The following is a 14125-nucleotide window of genomic DNA, read 5'->3' as shown; positions in this document are numbered from 1 at the left end:
CGGCCAGAACCGCACCATCATGCCGGGCGCGACAGGAGGGGTTGATGGGGCAGAGCGAGGCGCAGAACATGGCGCAGCAGAATGCGACGCCATGCGGTGATGGCAACCGCGATGATCTACAGATCGGCGGAGGCCATACCCTTGCGGCCCATCCGCTGCGGGCGGCCGTGCTGAGGGAGCTGCATGCGCGCCCCTTCGTGCCGGTGAGCACGCCGCGACGGGTGCTGCACGCCGCCTTTCTTCTGGAAGGCGATGGGGCGCAGAAAGACCGTGAGGCGTTGATACGCCTGTGTCAGTCGCGTGGCGTGCCGGTGCCGGCCGCTGGGGCGCGGCACCATTATGTGGCTTTTGGCGGGGCCAGCCTGCGCTGGGAAAGCCATGCCGAATTCTGCACCTATACATGGGATCTGCCATGTGCGGATCTGGATGTGGCCGGGCCGGATCTTGTGCGAGAGCATATCTCATCGCCCTCTCTGGCCGGAGGGGCCTTGCCCTTCCAGCCCCCGGCGGCGACATTGGCCAGCCCCTTTGGAGAAGTGCCCCAGCCCGGCCCGCTTCTGGTCGCGGTGGATCTTCACCTGCTGCCGGATACGGCAGAAAGCTTCATGCTGGAGCGGCTGTTCAATCCGGCGAGCCTTGCGCGGGCGGACGTGAATGACGGGTTGGCCGAAATCGCGAGTGATTTTCGGGCCGATCCTTCCGGCTATGTGCGCATTCTGGTGCGGGACAGGGGGCTGGGCGAAGGCGCTGCCGGCGCACTGGTGCAACGTCTTCTGGAAATCGAGACCTATCGTACGCTGGCGTTGCTGGGGCTGCCGGAGGCCCAGCGTCTGGCACCGGCCATTGCCCGGATTGAAAGCCGGCTGGCGGAAGTGGCCGTGGCCATGACGCAGACCTCCGGCTTCAGTGACAATCACAAATTGCTGGATGAGCTTGTGGCGCTGGCCGCCCAGCTGGAAGCGGATAGCGCCGGCAGCCTTTTCCGTTTCGGGGCAAGCCGGGCCTATATGGAAATCGTCCATCTGCGCCTGGCCACCATCCGGGAAGTGCCGGTGCAGGGCTATCCCACCTGGCAACAGTTTCTGGATCGACGCATGGCGCCGGCCATGCGCACCTGCCTTTCGGTGGAGGAGAGACAGGGCAAGATCGCCCGCAAACTCACCAATGCCGCCGACCTGTTGCGCACCCGTGTGAATGTGGAGCTGGAGCAGCAGAACCGTGATCTGCTGAGATCCATGAATGAGCGCACCCGTATGCAGCTTCAGTTGCAGAGCACGGTTGAAGGACTTTCAGTCGCCGCCATTTCCTACTATGTGGTGAGCCTGATCCACTATCTCATCAAGGGCGTGTTCGAGGCCGGGGTGGAGACTTCCCTCGGGTTTCACCTGAAGGCTGGCATGGTTTCGGCGTTGCTTGTGCCGGTGGTGGTTCTGGCCGTGTGGTGGGTGGTGCGGCGTATCCGCAATGCCCATGCCGCACATCACGACCATGAAGGACAATAGCCCGGTACGCCGGGTCGGGAGATCACATGTCGCATCCCACGCAGCCTCTTCAGATCGCCGTCGTGCCGGTCACGCCCTTTCAGCAGAATTGCTCCATTGTGTGGTGCACCCGTACCATGAAGGCTGCGGTGGTGGACCCCGGTGGCGAGGTGGGCCGGATTCAGACCGCAGTGAAGGAAACCGGCGCGCAGGTGGAAAAAATCCTGCTCACCCATGGCCATCTCGACCATGCCGGCGGTGCGGCGGAGCTTGCCGAACTTTTGGGCGTGCCGGTGGAAGGCCCTACGGCGGCGGATCAGTTCCTCATGGATACGCTGGATGCGGACTGGGCCCGCTATGGCGTGGAAGGCGCGCGCCCGGTGAAGCCCGATCTCTATCTCGCGGAAGGCGAGAGCGTGCGGATCGGCGAGTTGGAGCTGGATGTTCTGCATGTGCCGGGGCATACGCCGGGCCATCTGGTTTATGTCCACAAGCCGACCAATGTGGCGCTGGTGGGCGATACGCTGTTCCGGGGCTCTGTGGGGCGGACGGATTTTCCCTATGGCAACCATGAACAGCTCATTTCCGGTATCCGGGAGAAGCTGTTGCCTCTGGGGGATTCCATGGTGTGCCTCTCCGGTCATGGGCCGCTGACATCCATTGGGGATGAGCGCGCCAGCAACCCCTTCCTTCAGGGTTGAGGCGGCTTTCCGAAAGATGGAGAGAGCAGTCTCTTGCGCCGGTGGCGAAGATCGGCAGGGTGAGGTTGGGGAGAAGGCTTCAACAGCAAGCTGTTCGGCCTCTCTCTCTCCCTCTTCGGGGGTGCCGCGCTATGGGCTTTATTTCGCGCCGCCGGAACACAGCGCCCTGTGGCGCTTCGGCTCAGACTGGCTGGGCTATGATGCGCAGAGCGGTGTGGAAACCGATGCACCCGGCCTGCCGGAACTGTCGCCGCAGTATGCCGCGCAGTGGCGCTCATGGACAGAAAAGCCCCGCCTTTACGGGTTTCATGCCACGCTGAAGGCTCCCTTTCGCCTCGCGAGCGATTGTGATGAAGTGGGCCTGATCACGGCGCTTTCCTCTTTTGCTGCAGGGTGTCAGCCCTTTATGTTGCCGCCGCTTGAGCTGGCCCGGCTGGGGCGTTTCTGCGCTCTGGTGCCATCTTGCCCGTTGGCTGCGCTGGATGATCTGGCCTGGCGTACCGTGCGGGAACTGGATCGCTTCCGTGCTCCGCTGACAGCAGAGGATCGGGTCCGGCGCAGGGCGGCTCATCTTGCCCCTCGCCAGCGCGCTTTGCTGGAGGCTTATGGCTATCCCCATGTGAAAGAGGAGTTCCGCTTCCACATGACACTGACAGGGGCATTGGAACCGGACCATGCCGGCCAGGTGGAGGAGGTGTTGCGCCTGGCCTATGCCCGTAGCGGCGCGGCAGCGCCCGTGCCGGTGACTGAATTGGCGCTGTTTCGCCAGCCTTCACCACAGGCGCGTTTCCGGCTCATCCGGCGGTTCGCATTTGCGGAGGGAGAGGGTGCGTCTGCGCCCGGAACCTAACCGAGCCAGGCCGGGAAGAGTTTGCCCAGCGCGCCGGTCATCATCTCTGCTGCAATGGCGGCGAGGATCATGCCCATGATGCGCTTGGAGATGGAAAGGGCCATGGGCGACAGCCATTTGGCAATGCTGGGAGCCAGCACCAGCAGAATACCGAAAAAGACCAGATAGCCCAACAGCCCCGCATAATAGCCGACAGCGCCTTCAAGTGTGTCGGTATAGGGGGCGAAGATGATGAGCGTGGCAATAGTGCCGGGGCCGAAGGTTAGCGGAATGCCAAGCGGATAGACGCCGGAGCTGGCCGCGGCCTTGAAGGTGTCCTTCTCCTCATCCGTGCCATGGTGGGCGCTGCTTTCTTCGCCATTCAGCATGTTGAGGGCGATCAGAAGAACGATAAGCCCGCCCGCGAGGCGGAAATTCTGCACATCAATGCCGAACATGGAGAGCAGGAACTGCCCGGCAACGGCGCAGACCAGTGCGCCTACCACGATGGTGACCAGCATGCTGAGCATGGCGCTGCGCCGGTCTGCCGGGGTCAGATCCGCTGTCAGAGCAAGAAAGACCGGCAGGGTGCTGAGCGGATTCATGATTGCAAAAAGCGCGGCAAACAGTTTGGTCGCAATCGTGAAGTCCATGTCTGCACCTGATCTGGCTGTTTCTCTCTGCAAACTAGGGCAGGGGAGTGAAAAATATATGGACGGCGTTTGAAATTTGCATCGCATCCGCCATTTTCAGGCATGAACTTGTGAGCCCTGTTGTGCCGGTGCGCGTCGTGAGGGGGCTTGCCATATAGTATGGTACCATACTATATGTTGGCTTATTATGATTCTGGAGCAGAAATACAAGGCCCTTCTGGCCGGTGCGGATGCAGCTCTGCCTCTCGCGCAGATGCGTCTGTGTTTCGAGGTGCTGGCGCTGGCTGGTGCGATTGATCGTGATTGCGCGGCGCGCCTTGGGGCACATCAGCTTTCCGAAGGCAAGTTCGTGCTGCTGTATCTGCTGGGAAAGGCCCCGGATGGCCTTTCCCCGCACGAGCTGGCGGAACAGGCCGGCGTTACCCGCGCCACGGTGACGGGCCTGCTGGATGGGCTGGAACGCAGCCATCTGGTGCAACGCCATGCACACCCGGAAGATCGCCGTCGCCTCACCATCCGACTATCCGCCGAAGGGCAGAAGCTGAGTCAGGCGCTGGTGACGCAGCACAATCAGTGGATCGGCTCGCTGTTTGCGGATTTTACGCCGGAAGAAGGGGCGCTGCTTTCGCGCCTGCTGGACAGGGCCTTTGCACGAACAGATGCCGGGCGGCAGGCGGCACAGGCCGGCGCAGACATGCAGGAGCCGACCGATGGTTGAGAACACCGCCGCAGAGAAGAAAGCGGCGCATCTTGCTGCGGTGCAGGCTGGCCGGGCTGAGGCTTCCAACCTGTCGGAAATATTGGCGGTGGATTTTCCGGCTTTGCTGGATGAGGTGTTGCCGGATCTGGTGCGGGCCTGCCCGCAAGAGGTGGCCGGTTTGCAGCAACTCGGCATTTCCGCGCGCATGGCGGAAACCGGACGCTTGCTTCTGGCGCATCTGGAGCCGGGGGGCCGGGCCGAAATACAGGCGCATGGCAGTGATACGGTGCGCGGCTGGGCCTGTTTCATGATTGCCGCACAGGGGCTTCCACTTGCCGATCAACTTTTGGCCATACGCCCGCTTGCGGATGATCCGCATTTCGGTGTGCGGGAATGGGCCTGGCTGGCGGTGCGGCCAGCTCTCTCGGACAATCTGGAAAAAGCCTTTGCGCTGCTGATGCGCTGGACGCAAGAGCCTTCGGCCTATCTGCGCCGCTTCGCCTGCGAAGCCACGCGCCCGCGCGGTGTGTGGTGTCGGCATATCGCTGCGCTCAAAACCGGGCCGGAGGCAGGGCTTCCATTGCTGGAGGCATTGAGGGCGGACCCTTCCCCCTACGTTCAGGATTCCGTCGGCAACTGGCTCAATGATGCGGCCAAGTCCCGCCCGGATTGGGTGCGCAGCGTTGTGGCGCGGTGGCTGGACGGGCCGGCCTCGCCCAACACGGTGCGTATCGCCCGTCGTGCTTTACGTTCTCTCGACAAGCCAAAGAGGGGTTCATCATGAGCCATATGCTGATTGAGCTTTATACGCCGCGTGCGGCGTGGCTGGCGCTGGATGAAGCTGCGCGCCAAGCCTTTTTTGCGCGCATTGGGGCGGGCATGGAAGGGCTTCTGGGCCGGGGCATTACGCCCATGGCTTTCGGGGCTGTGGATGATGCGATGGCCCATGGCGCGCCGCAGCGCTTCTTTGCGATCTGGCAGGCGCCGGATGCGGCGGGCCTGAAGGCGCTGCTGGAGGGGATCGCCCTTTCCGGCTGGCATGATTATTTCGATACGCTGAATGCCGGCGGTGTTGCGGAAGATCTGCCAGCCCATCTTCAGGCGCTGGCGGCTGCCAGAATCTGAGGCGTCAGCCGCGCAATTTCTCATAACGCTTGATGAGGCGCTCGCGCTTGAGGCGCGAGAGCCTCTGAAGCCAGAAGATGCCATCGAGCTGGTCAATCTCATGCTGGTGGCACACGGCGGCGAAGCCTGCTGCATCCTCCTCATGAAACTGGCCGGTCAGATCCTGATAGCGCAGGCGAATGCGGGCCGGGCGCTCAATTTCCTCCGTTACACCCGGCATGGAGACGCTGCCCTCCACATGGCGCATTGTCTCCTCCGAGGCTTCAAGAATCTGCGGATTGACATAGATGCGCGGTCCCTCTTCAGGCGAAAGCTCCAGCACCACGAGACGTTGCGCCACGCCAATATGCAGGGCGGTGATGCCCACGCCGGGGGCGGCGCGCATGGTGTCCAGAAGATCCTGAGCCAGCGTGGCGAGGGCGTCGTCAAACTGCTCCACGGTTGCGGCAATGGTGCGCAGGCGCGGGTCCGGAAAGGTGACAAGGGGACGAACAGCCATGGGCAGGCTCCTGCGGGCATTAGCGAAAGCGGCCTTGTGATGCCGGAGGTGGGGGGCCTTTGCAAGAGAGCTGGCAAGAGAGCTGGCAAGAGAGTTGGCACGAGAGCAGGCAAGAGGCGCGCCATGGCGGACGCGTGGATCTCGCCGCTGGCGCAGGGTGGTACCCGTCACCCGTGCGGGGTGGGGGCTGGGCCGGGCGGGTGCAGCCACCCGGCCTTGTCTTCAGGCGCGCATCTGCCGCATTTCAGCGGTTCTGGACGAACGCAGAAAGCTGCGCCATCCGCCGCTTGCAGTAATGTCATGGGCCGTTGCGCTGGCATAGGCTTCACACAGAAAGCCCTTCACACGGCTTCCATCTTCCAGCACCACAGTGCCAATGGAAAGCGGGGCGGGAATGCCGGCCATGAAATCTCCCAGCGCGGTGCGGGGCAGGGCCCACACTTCCACCGCAATGCCGGCCCCTGCTTCATCACCGGTATGGACAAGGCCCGGACGCTCCGGCGGGCCACCGGCCAGCGCATAGAAGCGATAATGCGGAGCGGTGCGACAGGCGCGCAGAAAACGCGCGCCGCGAGAGGTCAGCTCCGGGTTCAGCGGCAGGCTGGACATATGCGCCCCACACACCGCCAGCGCGATTTCATCCGGGGCAAGATCATCCAGCTCCACCGGCCCGCTGGCGGCATCCCGCTCGATTTTCAGCGCCAGGGCGGCGACGCGGGCATCGGTGCCCGCCCGGCCCAGAATGGTGAGGCTGCCGGGTCTGCCATCCGCGCGCGGCGTGGTGGGCACGGCCATGCCGCACAGATCCAGCAGATTGACGAAATTGGTATAGATGCCGAGCTGTGCATTGGGGCCCATGGCATCGGCTTCCACTTCCTGCACGCTCACAAAGCGCGGAATGGTGGGCACACAGATGAAATCGGCTTCCGCAATCTCTTCCAGACAGCGTTGTTTCAGCTCGGCCAGACGATATTGAGCCTGAAAGGCATCCACGGCGGTGAAATGGCGGCCACCTTCCAGAATGGCGCGGGTGGTGGGGTGTAGCGTTTCGGGAGCCTCATCCAGCCGCGCCCCCACGGACGCGATACGTTCGGCCACCCAGGGGCCCTGATAGAGCATTTCAGCAATGGCGTAGAACGGGGTGAAATCCACCTCTTCCACAACGGCCCCGATGGTGCGCAGGCGGGCGATGATATCGCGAAAATAATCGGCCTGAACATTGTCGCCATATGTCATCAGGGAGGCAGCGTCCGGCACGGCAATGCGCATGGAGGGGGGCAGGGCGGAAAGTTTCGGCGCGGGGAAGGTGCGCGAATAGGCGTCTGCCGGATCATGGGCAGCAGTCAGCGCATAGATGTCCCAGGCATCTGCCACGGTCTGCGCGAAGATGGACACCGTATCCAGCGTGCGGCAGGCTGGCGCGACACCGCTTGCCGAGAGCGTGCCGATGGTGGGTTTGAGCCCCACCACATCATTCAGCGCCGCCGGCACCCGCCCGGAACCAGCAGTATCCGTACCCAGCGCGAAGGGCACGATCTGCCGTCCCACAATCACGCCTGAGCCGGAGGAGGAGCCGCCCGGAACTATGGCCGGGTCCACCGCATTCAGGGGGGCAGGATAGGGCGTGCGCAGGCCGACAAGGCCGGTTGCGAACTGGTCCAGATTTGTCTTGCCGAGACAAATGGCTCCGGCCGCCCGTAGCCGCGCAATGACAAAGGCATCCTCATGCGCCATATGGGCGAAATCCGGGCAGGCGACCGTTGTCGGCATGCCGGCGACATCAATATTATCCTTCACCGCAAAGGGGATGCCCCAGAGCGGGCGGCCATCCGGTGCACCCAGTGCAGCGGCTTCTGCAATGGCGGTTTCCCGTGCGTCATGAATGAAAATGCCGGGATCGGCGATCGCATCCAGGCGGCGAAAGGCTTCCGCCACTACGGCTTCGGGGCGGAGGCCCTCCGCATAGGCACGACGCAGGGCCGGCAAGGTGAAGGGCAGGGCGGAAAGCGGGGCGTTCAGGGCATTATCCGGCATGGCATGATCCTGCATCGAGGGGGGCCAGAGCGTGGTCAGGGCGGGGGATTCCATGACGGGTCACGCTGCGGTCTGGCGTGTCGGGGGCTGCGGCGCGGCGGAAAGAAGTTCGCGCGTATAGGGGTGGCTGGGCGTGTTCATCACCTTTTCGGTGGGGCCGGTTTCAACGATCTGGCCGCCCTTCATCACGATCACGCGGTCGCACAGCAGGCGCACCACGTTCAGATCATGGCTCACGAAGAGATAGCTCATGCCCAGCCGGGCGCGCAGATCGGCCAACAGGTTGAGCACCACGGCCTGAATGGAGACATCCAGCGCGGCCGTGGGTTCATCCAGAACCAGAAAATCCGGTTCCGTGGCGATGGCGCGGGCAATGCCCACACGAGCCTTCTGGCCGCCGGAAAGCTGATGGGGAAAGCGATCCAGAAGATGGGGCGGCAGGCCGGTGAGATGGGCCAGCTCTTCTACTCGCGCCTCCAGCTTGCTGCCGCTCATGCGCATCAGCCGGCGCAGGGGCTCGGCAATGGATTGGCGCGCCGTGTGGCGGGGATTGAGGCTGTCGGTCGCATCCTGAAAGACCATCTGGATGCGTCCGCGCAGCGGATTGCGGGCGAAATCCACAGCCGGCATATCGGCAATGTTCTGGCCTTGGAACAGGATCTGACCGGATGAGGAATCCATCAGCCGCACCAGCATGGAGGAGGTGGTGGACTTGCCGCATCCGCTTTCGCCCACCAGCCCCACGCTTTCGCCCTTGCGGATGGTGAAGCTGACGCCACGCACCGCATGAACCGGGCCGGATTTGCCGGCATAGACCTTGTTCAGATCCTGCACTTCCAGCAGCGGCTTTTCCGAGATGATGTGGGGGGCTAGGGGGGTGCGCTCATCTTCTGGCAGAAGATCACGGATGGAGGTATCCCGCCGTGGCGTGGCCTCCACCAGCTTGCGGGTATAAGGGTGCTGCGGATTGGTGAAGAGCGAGGCTGGTTGGCCTTCTTCCACGATCCGCCCGTCCTTCATCACCACGATGCGGTCGCAATATTCCGAGGCGAGGCCGAGATCATGGGTGATGAGAATGGAGGACATGCCGCGGGCGCGGACCAGTTCATCCACCAGATCCATCACCACTTTCTGGGTGGTGATGTCGAGGCCGGTGGTGGGCTCGTCGGCGATCAGCAGCTTGGGGTCGCAGGCCAGCGCGATGGCGATGACGACGCGCTGGCACATGCCGCCCGAAAGCTCGAAGGGGTAGGCGTCATAGCGGCTGGCGGCATCGTTGATTTTCACGGCCTCCAGCGCGGCGATGGCCTTTTCGCGCGCATCATGGCCGCTGGCCTGGTTGTGCCGGCGCAACACATCCTCAATCTGGTGGCCGATCTTGCGGATGGGGTTGAGCGCGGCACGCGGATTCTGGAAGATCATGCTGATCTCCCGGCCGCGAATGTCGCGCATCTCCCGTTCGCTGGCGCGGCGCAGATCAATGCCGGAATAGATGGCGTCGCCGGCCTTGATCTGTCCGTTGGCGTCCAGAATGCGCATCAGCGCATAGGAGGTGACGGACTTGCCCGAACCGCTCTCGCCCACAATGCCGAGGCGCTCCCCCTTGGCCAGCTCGAAGCTGATGCCCTTGACCGCGTTGACTTCTCCCCGCCGGGTGCGGAAGGCGACTGCAAAATCCTTGACCGAGAGCATGTTCAGGTCCTCCGACGGGGGTCGACGATGTCGCGCAGGCCATCGCCCATCAGGTTGAAGGTGAAGACGGCGAGCATGAGCCAGAGGCCGGGGAAGAGCGCGAGCCACCATTCGCCGGAGACGATGAAGTTCGCGCCTTCCGCCACCATGATCCCCCATTCCGGGGTGGGGGGGCGCACGCCAAGGCCAATAAAGGAGAGGCCTGCGGCATTCAGGATGGCCCAGCCCAGATTCAGGGAGACCTGAACCATCATGGGTGGCAGGGCATTGGGGAATATGTGCAGGGCCAGAACCCGTGCATCGGAATTGCCGGCCAGACGGGCAGCCTGGGTGAAACCGGCCTCGCGGCGGATATTTACCTCCGCGCGCACCACACGGGCATAAAAGGGGATGTTGATGATGGCCGTGGCGTAAATGATATTCGCCACCGAATTGCCGAGCGCCGCCACGATGCCCATGGCCAGCACGAACAGCGGAAAGGCCATGATGATGTCGAGGAAGCGGTTCAGCACCATGTCGAGCCAGCCGCCGCGATAGCCGGCAATGGCGCCGATGACCGAGCCGATCACGAAGGACAGCGCCACCGCTGCCACCGAGATGATGAGGTCCAGACGGGTCGCCACGATCACCCGGCTGAACACGTCCCGGCCCAGATTGTCCGTGCCGAACCAGTGGGAGAAGGAAGGCGGCTGAAGCGCCATGGCGGAATTTGTCGCCAGCGGATCATAGGGCACAATGGAGGGGCCAATCACCGCCGAGGCGACGAGGAAGGCGAACATGCCGAAGGACAATGCGGTGACGGGGTTCTCGCGCAGCACGTAAAGCGTGTGCGCCAGTGCACCGGATTTCGCCACGGCGGGCTTCACCGTTCGGGGGGGCTGGCCGGAGGCCGCAGGGGCGTTGATGACGGTGGCCATGGAGACCTTCCTTTCCGTTTCGCCTTGCATGCTCATCGCGCGCCCGTGCCGAAGCGCGGGTCGATGGCCGAATAGGTGAGGTCAATGATGAGGTTGAGCACGACGAAGAGCAGCGCCATAGCGAGCACGAAGCCCTGAACCGCCGCATAATCGGAGGCCACCAGCGCCTCCACGGCGTAGGAGCCGATGCCCGGCCAGGCGAACACCTTCTCCACCAGCACATTGGCGCCCAGCACGAAGGAGAACACCATGCCCAGAGTGGTGACGACCGGCAGCAGCGCATTGCGGAAGGCATAGGTGAACAGCACCTGCCGGGTTCCAAGGCCGGCAGCCTTGGCAGTGCGGACATAATCGGCCGAAAGGGCAGAGAGCATGGAGGCTCGGGTCATGCGGGCAATGGGGGCCAGCGTGAACAGGGCCAGGGTGATGGCCGGCAGAATGAGTTGCTTCAGCGCACCGAACCAGGTTTCGGCATCCCCCGCCAGCGCGGCGTCAATCAGGAAGAAGCCGGTGACGCGCTCAGGCTCGATGAAGATGAAATCCAGCCGTCCGAGCGGGGAGGGGGCCCAGCCCAGCTGATAATAGAAGACATAGATCAGCACGAGGCCGGTGAAGAAGGTGGGCAGAGAGACGCCTGCCGTGACAAGAAGCCGGCAGATCTGATCCACCCAGCTTCCCGGTCGCGTGGCAGCGAGAATGCCAAGCGGCACCGCCACCACGCAGGACAGGATGAGAGCAAAGAAGGTCAGTTCCAGCGAGGCGGGCAGGCGGCTCGCCAGCTCCTCCGCCACCGGGCGACCGGTGGCGACGGATTGGCCCAGATCACCATGGAGCAATTGCCCCACATAGATGGCGAACTGCTCGGGCATGGGTTTGTCGAGGCCGAGTTTGACCCGCACTTCCTCGATGGACTCGGGCGTTGCGGCAAGGCCGGCGAACTGCACGGCCGGGTCTCCCGGCAGCGCGCGGGTGAGGATGAAGGAAATCACCACCACACCCAGAATGACGGGCACCGCCTGTGCGATGCGCCCCAGAATGGCTCCCGAACGCCCGGCCATGGTCAGCCCTCCAGCTTGAGTGTGCGCAGGTCGAGCTGGCGGTGGAACCAGAACTCGTAACCCGTGGCCCCGTTGAGCGCGACATTGAGAGCCGGCTGGTAGAGGGGCACGCGCGGCAGATCCTCAAAGATGATCTCGATCATGCGCTTGATCTTGGGCGCATATTCGGGGTCATTCATGGACATGTGCAGGGTTTCATCGACCAGCTTGTTGATTTCGGGGTTGTCATAGTTCGATGAATTGAACAGATGTCCGGCCTGATAAGCCCAGAAGAAGTAGTAATCCGGCGTATTCAGCCACCCACCGAAGTTTTCGAGGTGCAGCGGCAGGCGCTTTTCCACGAGAGCGGCGGTGCGCCAGTTGGCGCCGGGGATCTTCTCGATCTGGGTCTTGATGCCGATTTTGGCGAGGGCTTCCTGAATCAGCAGGGCGGCAGGCTCCATCCAGGCGGACAGGCCGGTGGAGATGGACAGCGTGGTCTCGAAGCCCTGCGCGAAGCCGGACTTGGCCATATATTCCTTCGCCTTGTCGAGATTTGTGCTGTAGGGCGACTTCTGCGGCCAGGCGATGCTCGTCACCTCTTCGGAGCCGCCCCACATGGGTGCGCCACGCTCATAGGCGGCCGCCTTGAAGATGGCCTCGTAAGGCACGGCAAAGGCCACGGCCTTGCGCACATTCTCATCTTGGAAGGGCTCGAACTTGGTGTTCATGCACAGAACGTGCAGGCAGTTTTCGATAGGAGTGGAATAGACCTGCACCTTGCTGGCGAGTTCGGAGGCGTCCTTGTCGGGAATATCGAAGGCCACCTGCACATCACCGCGCTCGATCAGTGCACGGCTGGTGGCGGCGGAGGGCACTTCGCGCATGATGACGCGACGCACGGCCGGGAGAGGCCCGCCAACCCACTTGTCATTGCGCTCAAACACCACCTGCTGTCCGGCATCCCAGCGGGTAACCTTGTAGGCGCCGGAACCAATGGTGTTCTTGTGCAGATAGTCGGTTGCCCAAGGGTCTTCCTTGGTGGCGTGCTGCTTCGCCAGCCGGGAATTGATGACGAAGGGCACCGGCACGGCCAGATCGGGCAGGGACAACTTGGAGGGATGATCCAGCTTCACCACGAAGGTTTCATCATCCAGGGCCTCGAACTGGTCCGGGCGCTGGAAGCCGCCAGCTTTCATCTGGGTGGTGGGGAAGCCGCCCACAGACACCGCCCGGTCGAAAGACCATTTCACATCATGTGCCGTGACGGGTGAGCCGTCGAAGAAGACGGCGTTCTTCTTCAGTTTGAAGGTGAGGGTCTTGCCATCCTCGGAGATCGTCCAGCTCTCGGCCAGCTCGGGCTCGATCTTCGAATAATCATAGGAGAGCTCGCCGGAAGGCAGGGCCTTGCTGCCGAAACTCACCAGCCGGTCATAGCAGTTGACGGCAACTTGATAGCTGGCGCGGTTGGTGCCCACGCGGTGCAGATCAAGGCTGTTCACGGTCTGGCTGATGACGGCGACGAGTGTCTCGCGCCGGGCTGCCTGAGCGGGGAGGGAGCGGGCAAAGGGCAAAGCGCCAAGCAGGACGCCGCTGGTCTTCAGAAAATCACGCCGGGAGATAGACATGCCAGTCCTCGTTTGGGGCAGGTAGGGAAGAAGTGTTGACCTAACCCTGCGCGCTCCGAGGCGTTCGATAAATTGCTATGATTTCACCAGCCCGTTGCAAAAATTCGAACGCTCAAATAATATCTTTAAATATGAGACACTTGCAGACATTCCGGCTGATTGAAGCCGTGGCGCGGGCGGGCTCCATGCGGCGCGCGGCGGAAGATATGAACATCACCGCTTCCGCCCTGAACCGGCGCATCCGTCGTTTTGAGGAGGAGTTCGGCTCTGAGCTTTTCGAGCGTCTGCCCAATGGGGTGCGGCTCAATCCGGCCGGAGAACTGATGCTGCACCATTACCGCGCTACCCTCTCAGACCTGGCGCGGGTGCAGGGGCATGTGGCGGATCTGATCGGCGAGCGTCGCGGTCATGTCTCCATTGCCTGTTCACAGGCGCTTTTGCCCTATTTTCTGCCGGAGCAGATCGCCGCCTATCGCGCCGAACATACCCGTGTGACCTTCAGCGTGAATGTGCGCGACCGTGACCAGGCCGAACAGGAACTGGCCAGCTATGCCAGTGATCTGGCTCTGGTGTTCGAGCCTATCTATATGGTGGATTTCGAGGTCATCCAGCTTGTGCCGCAAACCGTGCATGCGGTGATGGCGGCGGATCACCCCTTGGCCAGCCGGCCGGAATTACGCCTGCGCGATTGTCTGGATCATCCTCACATCGCACCTTCCATCCGCTTTGGCGTTCGGCATCTTCTGGATTTTGCGGCCAACAAGAGTTCCCGTCAGGTTTCACCCGTGGTGGAGACGGAGAGCTTCGAGCTGATGTGCCATTATGTGCT

14 protein-coding genes (1 of these 14 running past the window's edge) are annotated in these 14125 nt (G+C 62.8%); 7 read left to right on the top strand and 7 right to left on the bottom strand.

Annotated elements, in window-relative coordinates:
- Positions 1 to 68 precede the first annotated feature (68 nt).
- From ACT6QH_RS05315 to ACT6QH_RS05305, 3 genes are read left to right on the top strand one after another with little or no spacing between them, the layout of a single operon-like run.
- Positions 69 to 1502, top strand: coding sequence for a DUF3422 family protein (locus ACT6QH_RS05315; protein ID WP_444973800.1), 1434 nt, complete (start codon positions 69 to 71; stop codon positions 1500 to 1502).
- 26 nt (positions 1503 to 1528) lie between these two features.
- Complete coding sequence (locus ACT6QH_RS05310) at positions 1529 to 2182, top strand: MBL fold metallo-hydrolase (protein ID WP_444973764.1); 654 nt, start codon at positions 1529 to 1531, stop codon at positions 2180 to 2182.
- A 16-nt stretch (positions 2183 to 2198) separates the two neighbouring features.
- Positions 2199 to 3032 (top strand): DUF1045 domain-containing protein, encoded by an 834-nt coding sequence (locus tag ACT6QH_RS05305; RefSeq protein WP_444973763.1) that lies wholly within the window; start codon positions 2199 to 2201, stop codon positions 3030 to 3032.
- Here the strand turns inward: ACT6QH_RS05305 and ACT6QH_RS05300 are convergent.
- On the bottom strand, positions 3029 to 3664 hold the full coding sequence (locus tag ACT6QH_RS05300) for a MarC family protein (RefSeq protein ID WP_444973762.1): 636 nt from the start codon (positions 3662 to 3664) through the stop codon (positions 3029 to 3031). The two genes, ACT6QH_RS05305 and ACT6QH_RS05300, sit on opposite strands and share 4 nt — an antisense overlap.
- A 184-nt stretch (positions 3665 to 3848) precedes the next feature.
- Between ACT6QH_RS05300 and ACT6QH_RS05295 the strand changes: the two genes are divergently transcribed.
- From ACT6QH_RS05295 to ACT6QH_RS05285, 3 genes are read left to right on the top strand one after another with little or no spacing between them, the layout of a single operon-like run.
- Complete coding sequence (locus ACT6QH_RS05295; protein ID WP_444973799.1) at positions 3849 to 4382, top strand: MarR family winged helix-turn-helix transcriptional regulator; 534 nt, start codon at positions 3849 to 3851, stop codon at positions 4380 to 4382.
- Complete coding sequence (locus tag ACT6QH_RS05290; protein WP_444973761.1) at positions 4375 to 5148, top strand: DNA alkylation repair protein; 774 nt, start codon at positions 4375 to 4377, stop codon at positions 5146 to 5148. The genes ACT6QH_RS05295 and ACT6QH_RS05290 overlap by 8 nt, the downstream gene beginning before the upstream one ends.
- Complete coding sequence (locus ACT6QH_RS05285) at positions 5145 to 5489, top strand: DUF6616 family protein (RefSeq protein ID WP_444973760.1); 345 nt, start codon at positions 5145 to 5147, stop codon at positions 5487 to 5489. Before ACT6QH_RS05290 ends, ACT6QH_RS05285 begins: the two co-directional genes overlap by 4 nt.
- Positions 5490 to 5493: 4 nt before the next feature.
- Here the strand turns inward: ACT6QH_RS05285 and ACT6QH_RS05280 are convergent, their stop codons facing one another.
- From ACT6QH_RS05280 to ACT6QH_RS05255, 6 genes are all read right to left on the bottom strand, one after another.
- Complete coding sequence (locus tag ACT6QH_RS05280; RefSeq protein WP_444973759.1) at positions 5494 to 5988, bottom strand: peptide deformylase; 495 nt, start codon at positions 5986 to 5988, stop codon at positions 5494 to 5496.
- Positions 5989 to 6210: 222 nt separating this feature from the next.
- Complete coding sequence (gene atzF, locus ACT6QH_RS05275; protein WP_444973798.1) at positions 6211 to 8022, bottom strand: allophanate hydrolase; 1812 nt, start codon at positions 8020 to 8022, stop codon at positions 6211 to 6213.
- Between the two features lie 60 nt (positions 8023 to 8082).
- A complete protein-coding gene (locus ACT6QH_RS05270) occupies positions 8083 to 9714 on the bottom strand; it encodes a dipeptide ABC transporter ATP-binding protein (RefSeq protein ID WP_444973758.1) in 1632 nt (543 codons plus the stop codon).
- Positions 9715 to 9716: 2 nt separating this feature from the next.
- Positions 9717 to 10631 carry an ABC transporter permease gene (locus ACT6QH_RS05265; protein WP_444973757.1) on the bottom strand — a complete coding sequence of 305 codons (915 nt, stop codon included), beginning with the start codon at positions 10629 to 10631 and terminating at the stop codon, positions 9717 to 9719.
- 32 nt (positions 10632 to 10663) lie between these two features.
- On the bottom strand, positions 10664 to 11689 hold the full coding sequence (locus ACT6QH_RS05260) for an ABC transporter permease (protein ID WP_444973756.1): 1026 nt from the start codon (positions 11687 to 11689) through the stop codon (positions 10664 to 10666).
- A 2-nt stretch (positions 11690 to 11691) separates the two neighbouring features.
- Positions 11692 to 13296, bottom strand: coding sequence for an ABC transporter substrate-binding protein (locus tag ACT6QH_RS05255; protein ID WP_444973755.1), 1605 nt, complete (start codon positions 13294 to 13296; stop codon positions 11692 to 11694).
- Positions 13297 to 13427: 131 nt separating this feature from the next.
- Between ACT6QH_RS05255 and ACT6QH_RS05250 the strand changes: the two genes are divergently transcribed.
- On the top strand, positions 13428 to 14125 hold the 5' portion of the coding sequence (locus ACT6QH_RS05250; protein ID WP_444973754.1) for a LysR family transcriptional regulator. The gene runs 223 nt beyond the window's last position; the window shows 698 of its 921 coding nt (coding positions 1-698); the start codon lies at positions 13428 to 13430; its stop codon lies off the right edge, out of view.

This window comes from Haloleucobacter albus (assembly GCF_052492075.1).
Note: the sequence above shows the minus strand (reverse complement) of the source record. Positions and strands in the feature narration are given on the sequence as shown.